Annotated in this window: 15 protein-coding genes; 7 read left to right on the forward strand and 8 right to left on the reverse strand. The window is 71.0% G+C overall.

Features of this window, described 5'->3' with window-relative positions; translation table 11 throughout:
• Positions 1–80 precede the first annotated feature (80 nt).
• Positions 81–1,781 (reverse strand): amidase, encoded by a 1,701-nt coding sequence (locus P5G59_RS07815; RefSeq protein ID WP_301217636.1) that lies wholly within the window; start codon positions 1,779–1,781, stop codon positions 81–83.
• Positions 1,778–2,812, reverse strand: coding sequence for an agmatine deiminase family protein (locus P5G59_RS07820; protein ID WP_301217638.1), 1,035 nt, complete (start codon positions 2,810–2,812; stop codon positions 1,778–1,780). Before P5G59_RS07820 ends, P5G59_RS07815 begins: the two co-directional genes overlap by 4 nt.
• A 76-nt stretch (positions 2,813–2,888) precedes the next feature.
• Here P5G59_RS07820 and P5G59_RS07825 point away from each other — a divergent pair, with 76 nt between their 5' ends.
• From P5G59_RS07825 to P5G59_RS07835, 3 genes are read left to right on the forward strand one after another with little or no spacing between them, the layout of a single operon-like run.
• On the forward strand, positions 2,889–3,494 hold the full coding sequence (locus tag P5G59_RS07825; RefSeq protein ID WP_301217640.1) for a TetR/AcrR family transcriptional regulator: 606 nt from the start codon (positions 2,889–2,891) through the stop codon (positions 3,492–3,494).
• A gap of 31 nt (positions 3,495–3,525) precedes the next feature.
• Positions 3,526–3,795 carry a type II toxin-antitoxin system TacA family antitoxin gene (locus P5G59_RS07830; RefSeq protein WP_301217643.1) on the forward strand — a complete coding sequence of 90 codons (270 nt, stop codon included), beginning with the start codon at positions 3,526–3,528 and terminating at the stop codon, positions 3,793–3,795.
• Positions 3,796–3,814: 19 nt separating this feature from the next.
• Complete coding sequence (locus tag P5G59_RS07835; RefSeq protein WP_301217645.1) at positions 3,815–4,300, forward strand: GNAT family N-acetyltransferase; 486 nt, start codon at positions 3,815–3,817, stop codon at positions 4,298–4,300.
• Here the strand turns inward: P5G59_RS07835 and P5G59_RS07840 are convergent.
• The 6 genes from P5G59_RS07840 to P5G59_RS07865 form a co-directional block, all read right to left on the reverse strand.
• A complete protein-coding gene (locus P5G59_RS07840) occupies positions 4,293–5,345 on the reverse strand; it encodes an alpha/beta hydrolase (RefSeq protein WP_301217647.1) in 1,053 nt (350 codons plus the stop codon). The genes P5G59_RS07835 and P5G59_RS07840 overlap by 8 nt on opposite strands.
• The gene (locus tag P5G59_RS07845) at positions 5,342–6,238 is read right to left on the reverse strand and encodes an alpha/beta hydrolase (RefSeq protein WP_301217649.1); all 897 of its coding nucleotides are present in this window, start codon (positions 6,236–6,238) and stop codon (positions 5,342–5,344) included. Before P5G59_RS07845 ends, P5G59_RS07840 begins: the two co-directional genes overlap by 4 nt.
• Positions 6,235–6,981 (reverse strand): 3-hydroxybutyrate dehydrogenase, encoded by a 747-nt coding sequence (locus P5G59_RS07850; RefSeq protein ID WP_301217651.1) that lies wholly within the window; start codon positions 6,979–6,981, stop codon positions 6,235–6,237. The genes P5G59_RS07845 and P5G59_RS07850 overlap by 4 nt, the downstream gene beginning before the upstream one ends.
• A gap of 151 nt (positions 6,982–7,132) precedes the next feature.
• Positions 7,133–8,110 carry a Gfo/Idh/MocA family protein gene (locus tag P5G59_RS07855; RefSeq protein WP_301217654.1) on the reverse strand — a complete coding sequence of 326 codons (978 nt, stop codon included), beginning with the start codon at positions 8,108–8,110 and terminating at the stop codon, positions 7,133–7,135.
• A gap of 189 nt (positions 8,111–8,299) precedes the next feature.
• Positions 8,300–9,361 carry an ABC transporter ATP-binding protein gene (locus P5G59_RS07860; RefSeq protein WP_301217656.1) on the reverse strand — a complete coding sequence of 354 codons (1,062 nt, stop codon included), beginning with the start codon at positions 9,359–9,361 and terminating at the stop codon, positions 8,300–8,302.
• Positions 9,345–10,352, reverse strand: a complete 1,008-nt coding sequence (locus P5G59_RS07865; RefSeq protein WP_301217658.1) for an ABC transporter ATP-binding protein — start codon at positions 10,350–10,352, stop codon at positions 9,345–9,347. Before P5G59_RS07865 ends, P5G59_RS07860 begins: the two co-directional genes overlap by 17 nt.
• Before the next feature lie 166 nt (positions 10,353–10,518).
• Here P5G59_RS07865 and P5G59_RS07870 point away from each other — a divergent pair, with 166 nt between their 5' ends.
• From P5G59_RS07870 to P5G59_RS07885, 4 genes are read left to right on the forward strand one after another with little or no spacing between them, the layout of a single operon-like run.
• Complete coding sequence (locus P5G59_RS07870) at positions 10,519–11,727, forward strand: dipeptidase (protein WP_301217659.1); 1,209 nt, start codon at positions 10,519–10,521, stop codon at positions 11,725–11,727.
• Positions 11,727–13,343 (forward strand): ABC transporter substrate-binding protein, encoded by a 1,617-nt coding sequence (locus P5G59_RS07875; protein ID WP_301217661.1) that lies wholly within the window; start codon positions 11,727–11,729, stop codon positions 13,341–13,343. The genes P5G59_RS07870 and P5G59_RS07875 overlap by 1 nt, the downstream gene beginning before the upstream one ends.
• A 19-nt stretch (positions 13,344–13,362) precedes the next feature.
• Positions 13,363–14,325, forward strand: coding sequence for an ABC transporter permease (locus P5G59_RS07880; protein WP_175338827.1), 963 nt, complete (start codon positions 13,363–13,365; stop codon positions 14,323–14,325).
• On the forward strand, positions 14,322–15,221 hold the full coding sequence (locus tag P5G59_RS07885; protein WP_301217665.1) for an ABC transporter permease: 900 nt from the start codon (positions 14,322–14,324) through the stop codon (positions 15,219–15,221). Before P5G59_RS07880 ends, P5G59_RS07885 begins: the two co-directional genes overlap by 4 nt.
• The last annotated feature ends 7 nt before the right edge of the window (positions 15,222–15,228 follow it).

Raw genomic sequence — 15,228 nt, forward strand, 5'->3', positions numbered from 1 at the left:
TCAGCTCCGGAGTTTTTCGAGTCTCGGCGGGCGATTCGCTCGAAGAACTCAGGAGCTGATGGCTGGGACGGAGACGAAGGTCAGGGGAGGGGCGGGGTGCGCGGGGGCGCGGTGCGACGCGGCGCGAAGCGCTCGAAGGCGGCGGCGAGGGCGAGCAGCGCGTTGTCGTCGTGGGCGCGGCCGGCGAAGGTGAGGCCGACGGGCATCCCGGTGTCGGACATGGTGCCCATCGGCACGGTCACGGTCGGGATGCCGAGGTGCCGCGGCACGAGGTTCCCGTTCGCGACCCACACGCCGTTGCGCCAGCCGAGGTCGGCCGACGCCGGGTTCACGTCCATGTCGGCCGGCGCGACATCGGCCACGGCCGGGAACACGACGGCGTCGAGGCCGAGGGCGTCCATCCACTGCTCCAGGTCGACGCGGCGGGTCTCCTCCAGGCCGCGCAGGCCGTCCGCCAGCTCCGGGATGCCCTCCAGCGTTGTGCCCGGATGCGAGCGCACCCACGCGGGGTAGTCGGCGATGTCGTCCTCGAACCCGTCGTAGCGGTCGGGCAGCGCCCCTTCCGGCTGCGGGAAGATCCGCGCGCCCTCAACGTCGGCGAGGGTGCTGAGCGCGGGATCGCCGTTGGCGGCGAGGAAGTCGTCCCACGCCCAGGCCGACAGGTCGACGATCTCGCGGCGCAGGAACTCCGGCCGTACCAGCCCCCGGGTGGCGATCGTCGGCGCGCCGGGCCGGTCGCCCTCGTAGTTGCTCACGGCGGGGAAATCGACTTCGACGACGGTGGCCCCCGCCGCCTCCAGGTCGCGCCGCGCTGCGTCCCACAGCGCGATGACCGACGGGCGCGTCTCGATCCGCTGACCCGTCGGTCCGCCGATGCCGGGATGCTCGGAGGTGCCCGCCTCCGGGTCCGCGTTGATGTACATCCGCGGGACGCCGACGCGCCGCCCCCCGACCGACGCGCCGTCGGCGAGCGCCGGGTACGACGCCGGCCGCACCTCCGACGCGCGAGGAAGCGGGATCCACGGCTGGGCGCGCCAGAAGTCGCCGCGCGTCTCCTCGTCGTCGGCCACGATCACCTCGAGCACCTCGAGCAGGTCGGCCATCGTGCGCGTGTGCGGCACCACGACGTCCATCGTCGGCACTAGCGGCCAGTTGCCGCGCACCGAGATGACCCCGCGCGACGGCGTGTAGGCGCAGAGCGCGTTGTTGGACGCGGGCGCGCGGCCCGAGGACCACGTCTCCTCCCCGAGCCCGAACGCCGCGAAGCTCGCCGCCGTCGCGGTGCCCGACCCGTTGGACGAGCCGGAGCCGAACGCCGCCGTGAGGTACTCCCCGTTGTACGGCGACTCCGCCCGGCCGTAGACGCCGCGCTGCATCCCGCCGTTCGCCATCGGCGGCATGTTCGTCAGCCCGAGCAGGATGGCCCCGGCGGCGCGCAGCCGCTCGATGGTGAACGCGTCGCGCTGCGCCACGAGGTGCTCGAACGCGGGCGAGCCGGCCGCCGCCGTCAGCCCGCGCGCGAGGTAACTGTCTTTCGCGGTGTACGGGATGCCGTCGAGCGGCCCGAGCGTCTCGCCGCGTGCGCGGCGCTCATCCGACGCGCGAGCCTCCGCCAGCGCATCGGGGTTGCGCACGACCACGGCGTTCAGCCGCGGCCCTGCCGTGTCGTACGCGTCGATGCGTGCGAGGTACGCCCTGACCAGCTCCACGCTCGTCGTCTCGCCCGCCTCCAGCGCGCGCCGCAGCTCGGCGATCGGCGTCTCGACGACGTCGATGCTCACGCGCCCACCGCCGGCTGCTGCTGGGTGATGCAGTGGATGCCGCCCCCGCGCGCGAAGATCGGCCGCGAGTCCACCATCGTCACCGTCCGGCCCGGATACACGGCCTCCAGGATCTCGGTCGCCTCGGCGTCGGCCCGCTCCTCGCCGAAGCCGCACGCCACGATCCCGTCGTTCACGACGAGGTGGTTGACGTAGCTCCAGTCGACGAAGCCCTCCTCGTCGCGCAGCGTCGCGGGGGCCGGAAGCTCGACGATGTCCCAGGGGCGGCCGGCGGCGTCCGTCGTGGCGGAGAGCAGTGCGTGCAGTTCGCGGGACACCGCGAAGTCCGGGTGCTCGGCGTCCCGCTGGGTGTGCAGCAGCAGCCGGCCGGGGGAGGGGATGGTCGCCACGATGTCGACGTGCCCGTTGGTGCCGAAGTCGTCGTAGTCGCGGGTGAGGCCGCGCGGCAGCCAGATCGCATGCGTCGCGCCGATTGTGCGCGCGAGCTCCGCCTCCACCCTGGCCTTGTCGGCGTAGCGGTTGCGGCGCGGGTCGAGCTGCACGGTCTCGGTGAGCAGCACCGTCCCCTCGCCGTCCACGTGGATGCCGCCGCCCTCGTTCACGAGCAGCGAGCTGATCGGCTCGGCACCGGTGCGCTCGGCGACGAAGCGCGCGATCTCGGCCGACTTCCGCCACTCGGCCCACTCGGGGTCGCCCCAGCCGTTGAAGGTCCAGTCGACGGCGCCGAGCACGCCCGGCCGCTCGTCGTCCACCACGAAGGTGGGGCCGAAGTCGCGCATCCAGAACTCGTCGAGCGGGGCCTCCACCTGCTCCACGTGCGAGCCGAGCATGCGTGCCGCGCGCTCGCGCTCGCTCGGGTCGACCACCATCGTGACCGGCTCGTACTCGGCGATCGCGTGGGCGACGGCCGTCCAGGACGCGTACGCCTCCTCGGCCGACGCCGCGTCGTCGCCGAGGGTGATGCCGGCGCGGGGGAACGCCATCCACGTCCGCTCGTGCGGTGCGGTCTCTGCAGGCATGCGCCAGGTCATCGGTGTCCTCCGCGGTTCGGCGAGTTGTTGATCAATTGATCAATAACGAGCCGAACGTACCTATACTGAGCGGACCATGTCAAGAGCCGCCCGCCGCCCTCCGGCCGAACGCCGCGCAGAGCTGTCGGCCGCCGCGCGCGACGTGGCGCTCGCCGACGGCCTCGCCGCGGTCACGCTGCGCGGCGTCGCGGCGCGGGCGGGCGTGGCCTCCGCGCTCGTGGCGCACTACCACCCGGCGATGGATGAGCTGGTCGCCTCCGCGTTCACGGCCGTCGTCGGCGCCGAGCTTGCGGAGGTGCGCGCCCTGCTCGCCGCATCCGAGGGAGCGACCGCGCAACTGGCCGCGCTGGTGGGCACCCTGCTCGACGGCAGCCGCGACGACGTCACGTTGGTCTGGGTGGAGGCCTGGGCGCTCGGCCGTCGCAACGAGGCGCTCGCCGCAGCCGTGCGTGAGCAGATGGACGCCTGGCAGGAGCTCATCCTCGGCATCGTGGAGGAGGGCGTCTCGGCCGGCGAATTCACGGTGGCGGACCCGGCGCAGACAGCCTGGCAGCTGCTCGGGATGATCGACGGCCTCAATGCGCAGGCCCTGGTCCGCTGGGGCGCGGGCGGCGACCGCGCGCCCGCTCTCGCCCGCGCGGTCGAGGGGATGCTCGGCGTCTCTCCCGGCGCCCTCGCGTGAGTGTACGGCGGATTGCCGTACACTGTGACGTATGACCGTCAAGGACAAGAGGCTCGAACTCCGGGTCACCGGTGAGCAGAAGGAGCTCATCGAGCAGGCTGCCGCCCTGGAAGGCCGGTCGGTCACGGACTTCTCCACCCACGCACTGACCGAGCACGCGCACGAGGTGATCCGGCGCGAGCACCAGCTGACCCTGGATGCCGAGCTCTTCGACGCGTTCCGCGCCGAGCTCGACCGGCCCGCAGAGGTGCTGCCCGGACTGGCCGACCTGTTCCGTCGGCCCACCGTCTTCCGTGACTGACGTCTGCACTCCCAGGCCGTTGAAGGCCGGTGACATCGTCTCCGAGTTCGACTGCGGCTCCGACGATCTCGACCGGTGGCTCCGGGCATGGGCGAGGCACAACGACGCGAACGGGGCATCGCGCACCTACGTCTCGGTCGACCCGGAGTCCGATCGGGTCGCGGGGTTCTATTGCCTCGCCGCCGGCGCCCTCACGCGCAGCGAGGCGCCGGGCCGGCTCTCGCGCAACATGCCGGATCCGATTCCCGTCGTCCTCCTCGGCCGGCTCGCCGTAGACCACCGTTACGCCGGAAGGGGACTCGGAGCGTCCCTCTTGCAGCACGCCGTCCTGCAGTCGGCGCGGGTGGGACAGGCGATCGGGATGCGTGCGATCGTCGTGCACGCGAAGGACGACGGCGCCGCACGGTTCTACGAGCGGTTCGGCTTCGTCCGCTTCCCCGGGAACGAGCGCGTCCTGTACCTGCGGGTCGCGGACGTCGAAGCGACCGCGGCGTCCCTCAGCTGATCCAGCCGAGCAGCTCGGCGCGGAACTCGTCCGGCTTCTCGATGTGCGGGGAGTGGCCGCAGTCGTCGAAGACGACCTCGCGGGTCGTGCCGCCGGCCGCGGCGTAGCGGTCGAGCACGGCGCGGGTCTGCGCGAGCATCGGCTGCGGCGGCGCGACCTCATCGCCCGGCCAGCCCGGGATGACACCGGCGGCGCCCAGCTGGTTGAGGTCGAAGAAGGAGGCGTCGCCGACGATCGCATCCACCGCCCCGTGGATCCACAGGATGGGCGGCTTCGCGGGCGCGTCGACGATGCCGGTGGTGTCGAAGTGGGTCGGCGCGAGGGTGTTGAGCACGCCGCGGGTGCCGGGTGCGAATCCGGGCCAGTGCTCGGAGGGTCCCGCGTCGCCGGGGTAGTTGTCGGGGCCGGTCGCGGTGGACAGCATCGACTCCACCCAGAGGTCCTCGTGCTCGGAGACGAAGCCGGGGGCGACGTACGAGGAGCGGTACACCGCGCGCGGGGAGGTCGGCGACTCCTCGCCGGTGTCGCCCGCGGCGAGGCGGGCGACGAAGTCGGGGTTCGCGCCCCCTCCGCCCGTGCCGGACGCGTCGGGGTTCAGCAGCGAACCGTCCGCCGCCGTGCCGCCGAAGCCGTACGGGGAGACGGTGGAGACCAGGGTCAGCGAGGCGACCAGATCGGGCCGGTCGAGCAGCAGTTGCATGACCACGCCGCCGCCGAGGCTCCAGCCGACGATGTGGACGGGGCCGAGGCCGAGCTCGTCGGCGACCGCGGCGACGTCGTCCGAGAAGTCGCGCACGCCGCGGGTGGCATCCACCGGGAGGGTCTCGCTGTGGCCGAAGCCGCGGAGGTCGACCGCGAGCGCCCGCACGCCGGCCGGAAGCGAGAGCATCAGCGGCTGCCAGAACAGCGATGACGACACGTTGCCGTGCACGAGCAGCACGGTCCGGGTCGGCTCGCCGTCGGCCGGCCGTTCGAGGACGTTGGCGGTGTAGCGGGGAGTGCGCACGGTGCGGGCGTCGATGCCGGGTAGCAGCGTACCGGTCATGCTGGTGTCTCCTTCGGGTCGGATGCGGGGGTGCGAAGCGCGGGCAGGATTTGCTCCACCCCGCGCTCGGTCATCAGGATCGTGTAGTGGTTCACGTCGTCGGTCTCGTGGAAGCCCGTGGCGGGCAGCCGCGTCCGCCACTCGGCGACGACCTCCGGCGCGTACAGCGGCGGCCCGTCGAGCAGGCCGCGTGGTGCCCGGAAGAACTCGATCGGCAGCCGCAGTGCTTCGAGCGCCTCCGTGTAGCCGTCGTCGCCGTAGAGCTCCAGCGAGTTGACCGCCACGGCGTCCTCGCTCGCGCTCGACCGCAGCCGTGGCGCCTCGCCGACGAGGTCGTAGGCGACGTACGCCGTGAACGCGTCGTTCCACCACGGGCCGATCGCGGGATGCTGCCGCCAGAACTCCTCGTACTCCGCGGGCGACGCGAACGTGCGGCGCAGGCGCGCGAGCGCGGGACCGAGCACGGCCTCGGCGACCTGCTCGCGCGGGATGCCGGCCGGCCAGGCGAGGGGGAGCCCGCCGTCGATCAGCACGAGCCGGTCGGTGCGGTCGGGGTGGCGCTCCGCGAGACGCACCGCCACGAACGCGCCCATCGAGTGCCCGGCGACGGCCGCGCGCTCGACGCCCGCCGCGTCCAGCAGCCGGGCCAGGTCGTCGGCGTGGTCGTTCAGCGTGTACGGTCCGGGCAGGTCGCCGCTGCGGCCGCGGCCGCGCAGGTCGGGCGCGATCACGCGAGTATCCGGCAGCGCGTCGGCGACGAGCTGCCAGGCCAGGTGGTTCGCGGTGATGCCGTGGATGGCGAGCAGCGGCATCCCGACGGCGTCCGGATGCCACACTCCAGCCGCCAGGGCGCCGCCCGGGACCGGCGCCGAGACGCGCGCGGGCGCCGTCACCGGGCGCTCCAGCCGCCGTCCATCGTGTAGCTCGCTCCGGTGACCATCCCGGAGTCGCCGCCCGCCAGCCACAGCGCGAGGCTCGCGACCTCCGTGGGTTCCACCAGGCGCTTGATCGCCGCCTCGGTGAGCATCACCTTCTCGACCACCTCGTCCTCGGGGATGCCGTGCAGCCGCGCCTGGTCGGCGATCTGCTTCTCCACCAGCGGCGTGCGCACGTAGCCCGGGTTGATGCAGTTGGAGGTGACGCCGTGCGGGCCGCCCTCCAGCGCGGTCGTCTTCGACAGCCCCTCCAGTGCGTGCTTCGCGGTCACGTACGCGGACTTGAACTCGGAGGCCCGCAGCCCGTGGACGCTGGAGATGTTGACGACGCGCCCGAACCCGCGGTCGTACATGCCGGGAAGCGCGGCGCGGATGAGCAGGAACGGCGCCTCCACCATGATCCGCAGCATCAGCGCGAAGGTCTCCGGCTCGAACTCGGGGATCGGCCGCACGTGCTGGATGCCCGCGTTGTTGACCAGGATGTCGGTCTCGACCGATGCCTCGGCGAGCTCGCGCGTCTTCGAGAGGTCGACCTCCCACGCCTCGCCGCCGATCCGCTCGGCCACCGCGCGGGCGGCCTCGCCGTCGAGGTCGGCGATCGTGACGCGGGCTCCCGCGGCGGCGAACGCCTCGGCGCACGCGAGCCCGATGCCGCTCGCTCCGCCGGTGACCAGCGCGCGCCTCCCGGTGAGATCGGTCATCCTCGACACTCCTTCCGGCCGGCCCCGCGCCGACGCGGATGCCCACGCCGCGACTCTAACCCCGCGCGCGCCCCGCATGCCAGCCTCGGAGATTCGTGCCGAATCCTCGTTATAGCGCGGCGAATACGCACATTCGGCACGAATCGGGAGGTCAGTAGGTGAGGCCGATGCGCTCCCGGATGGTGTCGAGCGTTCCCATGATGGCGACCGACTGCGACAGCGGCAGGCGGGAGTCCTCCCCGCCGCCCGCGGCGATGAGCCGCTCGATCGCGCGCGCCTGGTACTGCATCCCGCGCCCGTCGATGCGCGACTCGTACGTCTCGATGACGCGGCCGTCCGGTGCGACGACGCGGAAGCTCGTCGGGGCGTAGAAGGTGGCGTCGAGCTCGACGCGGGCGTCGGTGCCGACGATCGTCGCGCTGTTGTCGCCGGCGGCGTCGAGCTCCGTGGTCAGCGCGGCCTGGGCTCCGGAGGGGTAGCCGAGCAGGATCGACGTCTGCCGGTCCACGCCGGTGTCGGTGGGCGCCGAGAGGGCGAGCACCTTCTCCGGCGCCCCGAGCACGTCCCAGGCGAAGGAGACGGGATAGATCCCCAGGTCGAGCAGGGCGCCGCCGCCGAGCGCAGGGTTCAGCATGCGGGCCGCTGGGTCCGGGTTCGTCCGCTGATTGTGGTGGGCGACGACCGAGCGCACCTCGCCGAGGCTCCCGTCGCTGAGGATCTCCTGCAGCCGCTCCATGTGCGGCAGCCACCGCGTCCACATCGCCTCCAGGGCGACGAGCTCTGCGGCGTTCGCGGCGTCGGCGATCTGCTGCGCCTCCCGCTCGTTCATCGTGAACGGCTTCTCGACCAGCACGTGCTTGCCCGCTGCCAGCGCCAGCAGCGCGTTCGGCGCATGCTGCGGGTGCGGCGTCGCGATGTAGACGACGTCGACATCGGGGTCGGCGACCAGCTCTTCGTAGCTGCCGTGCGAGCGCGGGATGGCGTGCTCGGCCGCGAACCGCGCCGCGGACTCGGAGGTGCGGGAGCCGACGGCGGCGACGGTGTGGCCGTCGAGCTGCAGGTCGCGGGTCATGGCGGCGGCGATGCCGCCCGTGCCGAGGATGCCCCAAGCGGGCGAGGAGGTCGTCATGCGGTCATCGTACCGACGCGCCGGAGGCGGTCCGCCGACCGCCGACCCGCCCGCGCAACCTCCTCCCTTTTCGTTCGAGTGAAGAACGGAGGAGATCCGGCGCCGGAGGCACCGCCGGAACAAGAAACGGAGGAGATCCGATGGCTAGGGGGGCGAATCTCCTCCGTTTCGATCGAGGCCACGCCGCAATCAGCCGATCGGGAGGCCGACGGCCTCCTCCGCGTGGTGGCACGACACGTCGCGCAGGGGGATGCCCGGTGCGTCGAAGGGACGCAGCGGCGGGACGACCGTACGGCACTCCTCCGTCGCCATCCAGCAGCGCGGGTTGAACCGGCAGCCCGACGGCGGGTCGACCGGCGACGGCGGCTCCCCGGCGAGGATGCGCCGCTGCGCCAGCCGTCCGCGGCCCTCGCGCGTCGCGGTCGGCGTCGCCGAGAGCAGCGCCTGCGTGTACGGGTGCGACGGGCTCTCGTACAGCACGTCCGTGTCGCCGAGCTCCGCGATCCTGCCCAGGTACATGACGGCGACCCGGTCGGCGATGTGGCGCACCACCGACAGGTCGTGGGCGATGAACACGATCGAGACCCCGAGCCGACGGCGGATGTCGCCGAGCAGGTTGATGACCTGCGCCTGCACCGAAACATCCAGGGCCGACACCGGCTCGTCGCAGACGAGCACGTCCGGGTCGAGCGCGAGCGCCCGGGCGATGCCGATGCGCTGACGCTGACCGCCGGAGAACTGGTGCGGGAACCGGGTCAGCATGTCCTCGCCGAGGCCGACCAGCTCCAGCAGCTCGACCGCGCGGGCGCGCCGGGCGGCACGGTTCATCGCCCGGGCGGCCGCGATCGGCTCGGTGACGATGTCGAGCACGGTCATGCGCGGGTCGAGGGAGGCGTACGGATCCTGGAAGATCATCTGCACGCCCTCCCGCAACCGCTTCCTGTCGCGCGCGCGTCCGCGGCTCACGTCGGTGCCGCGGTAGGAGAGGGTGCCGTCGTCCGGGCGCTCGAGTCCCACGAGCATCCGCGCGAGGGTCGACTTGCCGCAGCCGGACTCGCCGACGATGCCGAGGATCTCCCCGGCGTGCAGGTCGAGCGAGATGCCGTCGACGGCCGAGACCTTCGCCGAGCGCAGGGCGGACCCGGTCGAGAACCGGCGCGCGAGGTTGCGCGCACTGAGGACGACCTCGGCGGCCGGAGCCTCGGCGGACAGGGTGTCAGACCCGGACAGGGTTTCAGGGGACGAGTTCACCGATGAGCTCCTCGGATCGGATGCAGGCGGCCCGCCGACCGGGGGCCACCTCCTCGAGCGGGGGACGGACGCTGCGGCAGGCCTCGACGGCCAGGTGGCAGCGCGGGTGGAACGAGCAGCCGGAGGGCACCCGGGCCGGACTCGGCGGCGAACCCGGGATGGTGAGCAGGTCGGACCCGCGCTGCGCCGCCTGCGGCACCGACCGCAGCAGGGCTTCCGTGTACGGGTGCGCCGGCCGGGCGAAGACGGTGTCCGCGTCGCCGGACTCGACGATCCGCCCGGCGTACATGACGGCCACCCGGTCGGCCACCTCCATCACGACGCCGAGGTCGTGCGTGATCAGCAGCACGCCCATCCCGAGCCGGTCGCGCAGCGAACCCAGCAGGTCGAGGATCTGCGCCTGCACGGTCACGTCGAGCGCGGTCGTCGGCTCGTCGGCGATGAGCAGCTCCGGCTCCAGGGCGATGGCCATGGCGATCAGGATGCGCTGCCGCATCCCGCCGGAGAACTGGTGCGGGTAGTCGTCGACCCGGCGCTCCGGGGCCGGGATGCCGACCAGCGCGAGCAGCTCGGTCGCCCGGGCCTTCGCCTCCTTGCGGGAGGCGCCGCGGTGCACCCGGAACAGCTCGCCGATCTGGTCGCCGATCGACATGACGGGGTTGAGAGCCGAGAGGGCGTCCTGCAGCACGAGGGCGATGCGCTCGCCGCGGAGGCGGCGGCGGGCCTCCTCGCCGAGGCCGAGCAGGTCGATGTCGCCGAGCCGGAGCACGTCGGCCGTGACGCGGGTGTCCTCCTCGCCGAGGCCCATGATCGCCCGGGCGGTCACCGACTTGCCCGAGCCGGACTCCCCGAGCAGCGCGACGAACTCGCCGCGTCCCACGCGGAGGTCCACCTCCCGTACGGCGGGGATGTCGGGGCCCGCGCCCGTGAAGGAGACCGAGAGGTTGCGTACCTGCAGCACGTCCGTGCTGTGCGCATTCACTGTGTCCACGTCGACATCCTCGCATGTGAGTCGTTTCCGGAATGTTTCAATCAGGAAACATCCGTGCCGAATTTCTTAATCAATGTTGACACAGCCGCCGGATATCCGCGAGATTGGCTCCTGTTGCGCCTGATTGCGCAGCACCCCCACCCCTCACCAGGACGAAGGAGACAGCGTGCTCGACCCAGCACCGCGCTACACCGGCTACACGGCCTACGACTACCTGGAACCCGGCAAGGACTACCGCGAGTTCCGCTACGCGAAGCAGATCGGCCGGGTGCCCGAGTACGCCGGCCTCGACCTCAGCGACGCCCAGAAGGAGCGGACGACGACGCTGCTCTCCGAGTCGACGGTCATCTCGCTGCACGACCACGTGCAGGTCTTCCCGGAGGACATGACCCAGCTCCGCGACCACATCCGGCAGGGCCGCGAACCAACCGGCTACCAGGGGCTGTCCCGCTCCGGCATCACCGCCGTGTTCGACAACGGGATGGACGGCACCTGCTGCATCTCCAGCGACGCCGGCTGGAAGTACCAGGACGTTCTCTTCGACCTCGGCGTCCGGATGGCCGACCTCGCCCACCAGGACTTCGTCATCAAGGGCGAGACGATCAAGGACATCGAGTACGCCGCCGAGACCGGCCGCATCGCGCACATCTTCGCGCTCGAGGCCGCGACGCCGATCGAGAACGAGGTCGACCGGCTCGACGTGCTGTACGGGTTCGGCGTGCGCCAGATGGGCATCGCGTACTCCGAGGCCAACTACCTCGGCTCCGGGCTCAAGGAGCGCGGCGACGGCGGGCTCACCTACTTCGGCGAGCGGGCGATCGAGCGGATGAACAAGCTCGGCATCGCCATCGACGTCTCGCACTCGGGCGACCGGACAGCGGTCGACGCGATCAAGGCCTCCACCATGCCGGTGTTCATCACGCACGCAGGCGCCCGCGGCCTCTGGCCGACGAACCGCATGAAGACCGACGAGACGATCATCGAGTGCGCGAAGCGCGGCGGCGTCATCGGCATCGAGGCGGCCCCGCACACCACGCTGTCGCCGCAGCACCCGCGGCACTCGCTGGAGTCGGTCATGGACCACTTCCAGTACTGCGTCGACCTGGTGGGCCTGGAGCACGTCAGCTTCGGCCCGGACACGCTGTTCGGCGACCACGTCGGACTGCACGACGCGTTCTCGTCCAACCTCTCCATCGGGCAGGCGCACGGGCACGTCGACTACGAGAAGGTCGAGTACGTCGACGGTCTCGAGAACCCGGCCGAGGAGTTCTACAACATCATCGGCTGGCTGGTGAAGCACGACTACTCCGACGACGAGATCCGCGCCGTCGTGGGTGGCAACACTCTTCGGGTCCTGAAGGAGGTGTGGGTCTGATGCGCCCACGGAAGATCGCGGTCGCGGCGGCCACCCTGGCGGTCGCGGCCCTGGCCCTGAGCGCCTGCGCTCCGAGCGCCCCGCCCGCGGCGAGCACCGCGACGGCCGGCTCGGCCACGCTCACCATCGCCACGACGACCGACGTCGTCAACTACAACCCGCTGATCGGCAACAGCCGCAGCGACTACTGGATCACCAACCTGATGTACCCGCACCTGCTGGAGATCGCGAACGACGGCTCGAAGGAGCCGCAGCTCGCCACCAAGTGGGGCTACGTCAACGACACCACCGGGTTCTACGAGATCCGCGACGACATGAAGTGGAGCGACGGAGAGCCGCTCACCGCCGAGGACGTCGCGTGGACCATGAACGCGGTCAAGAAGGACAAGCCCTCCGGCACCTTCTACGGCCAGCTCGGCAACCTGGACACGGCGAAGGCCGTCTCCAAGACCCGGGTGGAGTTCACGCTCACCAAGCCCGACTCCTCGATCGTCGAGGAGATCGGCTTCTGGGGCAACATCGTCCCGAAGCACATCTTCGAGAAGGCCGACTCGGTCGCCACCTTCCCGAACGACGGCAAGGACGGCGGCTGGGTGAGCGCCGGTCCGTACAAGCTGACCAAGGTGCAGGTCGGTCAGAGCTACACGATGGACCGGGTGGACGACTACCCGCTGGTCAAGGGCGGCACCCCGCTCTCGGCCAAGGTCGTGTACCGCGTCTTCCCGGACATCAACACCGAGATCCTGGCGCTTCAGAGCGGCGAGGTGGACGCGATCGCCAACGCCCTCCCGCCCGCGCAGGTCGCCAAGCTGAAGAGCACGAGCGGCATCACGGTGACCGAGTCGGTCGGTCTCGGCTACGCCCACATGACCTACAACATGAACAACCCGGACCTGGCGAAGCTGGAGGTGCGGCAGGCGCTCTCGCAGGCCGTCGACTACGACGCCATCCGGAAGGTCGTGCTGCAGGGGCAGGCGGTCTCCACCGGCTCCAGCCCGCTCATGCCCGTGCTGAAGGACTACTACGACAAGTCGATCAAGGAGTACTCCTTCGACACCGACAAGGCGCGGTCGCTGATGGAGAAGGCGGGCTACACCGCGGGCTCCGACGGCATGTTCCCGGTCAAGTTCCGGCTGATCTACTCGCTGCAGGACAGCGTCACCTCGCAGTGGGCGACGCTGGTGAAGGACAGCGCGGCGAAGGCCGGCATCCCGATCGAGCTGCAGGGCACGGAGCGGAACACCTACCTGGCCATGACCAACAAGGGCGACTTCGACATCTACGCCGGCAACTTCGCGATCATGGACGACCCGGTGACGAACATGACGCTCGCCTACCTGCCGAAGGGCGCCATCAACTACTCCTACGTCGACGACCCGAAGCTGAACGACCTGATCGCTCAGGGCACGGCGACGACCGACAAGCAGGAGAAGGTGAAGCTGATGCGGGAGGCCGCGAAGATCGTGCGGGACAACGTGTACGACAACATCATGTACACGCAGAACCTGTACTTCGCGTCCAGCTCCAAGTGGACCGGGTTCATCTCCAAGCCCAGTGAGCTCCTGTCCATCGTCAACCCGGTCTCGGTCGCCAGCGCGCACCCGACCGGCAAGTAGCGAAAGCGAGGCCGCCCCCGTGTCCCGGTTCCTGTTCCTCCTCCCGCGGCTGGGGAGGGGAGTGCTCACGATCTGGTTCGCCGTGACCGTGACGTTCCTCCTCCTGCGCCTGCTCCCCGGAGACCCCGCGCTGGCGGTCGCCAGCCCGAACATGACCGAGGACACGAGGGCGGCCCTGCTCAAGCAGTACGGGCTCGATCAGCCGCTGATCGTGCAGTACGGCATCTATCTGTGGCAGTTGGTCCAGGGCAACCTGGGGGTCTCGTTCACGCAGTCGATTCCTGTGCTCGACGTGCTGATGCAGAGACTCCCGTGGACCCTGCTGCTCACCGGCACCGCCCTGGTGCTCACGGTGGCCGTCGGCATCCCGCTCGGGGTGCTGGCGGCCTCCCACCGGGGCCGGTTCCTCGACAAGGTCGTGCAGATCGTCGGGGTGACCGGCCAGTCCATCTTCGTGCCGAGCATCGGCGTGCTGCTGCTGTTCGTCTTCGGGCTCATGCTGCACTGGCTGCCCATCGGCGGAGCGTACGACCAGGACGCCTACGGGCTCGCCTGGTACGGCTCGGTCGCGAGCCACCTCATCCTCCCCGCCGTCTCGCTGATGCTCGTGCAGCTCGGCTCGTACGTGCTGACGATGCGCTCGACCCTCATCGATGCGCTGGGGGAGGACTACACGACCCTCGCCCGCGCCAACGGCCTGCCCTACCGCCGGGTGCTGTGGAAGCACGCCCTCCGCAACGCGCTGCTGCCCACCACGACCCTGATCGGCCTGCAGCTCGGCTTCCTCGTCGGCGGCGCGGTGCTCACCGAGACCGTGTTCGCCTACCCGGGCATCGGCCGCGGAATCTACGAGGCCGTCACCCAGCTCGACTTCCCCGTCCTCCAGGGCGCGTTCCTCATGCTCGCCATCACCGTCGTGGTCGCGAACATGCTCACCGACACCGTCTACGGTTTCCTCGACCCGAGAGTGAAGAAGGCATGACCCAGGCAGCAGTCGTCACCGAAGCCGCCGTCGGCGTCGAGCCGGTCGCGCTCTCGAACGGGCGCGCCGCGGCCCAGACCTGGCGCGCGTTCCGGCGGGAGCCGCTCGGGATGCTGGCGCTCGCCGTGCTCATCCTGCTCACCGTCGTCGCGTGCACGGCCCCGCTCATCGCGCCGTACCCGCCGAGCTACGGCGACCCCGTGCTCGCGCCGCCGAGCGGTGCGCACTGGTTCGGCACCGACAGCCTCGGCAGGGATGTGTTCGGCGAGGTGATCTGGGGCTCGCAGCAGAGCATCCTGGTCGCCGTCGCGGCCTCCGCCATCGCCATCGTGGTGGGCACTGTCGTCGCGGTCGCGGGCGCGTACTTCCGCCGGCTCGACGGATTCATCAGCGTCGTCGTCGACCTGACGCTGTCGCTGCCGGTGCTGCCGCTGATGATCCTCATCGCGGCGCTGGTCGGGCCGAGCACGACCACGATCATCCTCGTCGTCGCCGCGTTCTCGTGGCCGGAGGTGACCCGGCTGGTGCGCTCGCAGGCGCTGACCGTGGTGCGGCTGCCGTACGTCGACGCCGCCCGGCTGATGACCTCCTCGCCGCTGTGGATCATCGTGCGCCACGTGGTGCCGGCCGTCACACCGGTCATCGTCGTCTCGGTCGTGGTCACCGCGTCCCGGGCCGTGCTCTCCGCCGCGGGCCTCGCGTTCCTCGGCCTCGGCGACCCGAACGTGTGGTCGTGGGGCCGCATCCTCTACGAGGCGCAGCAGTCGGGCGCCATGTCGAGCGCGTGGTGGCTGACCCTCTTCCCGTCCATCGCGATCCTGCTGCTGGTGCTCTCCGCCACCCTGCTCTCGATCGCCTACAACGACGCGCGCAACCCCAAGTCGCGCAAGCGCTAGAGAGGAG

This window comes from Leifsonia virtsii, assembly GCF_030433675.1.
Taxonomy (GTDB): domain Bacteria; phylum Actinomycetota; class Actinomycetes; order Actinomycetales; family Microbacteriaceae; genus Leifsonia; species Leifsonia virtsii.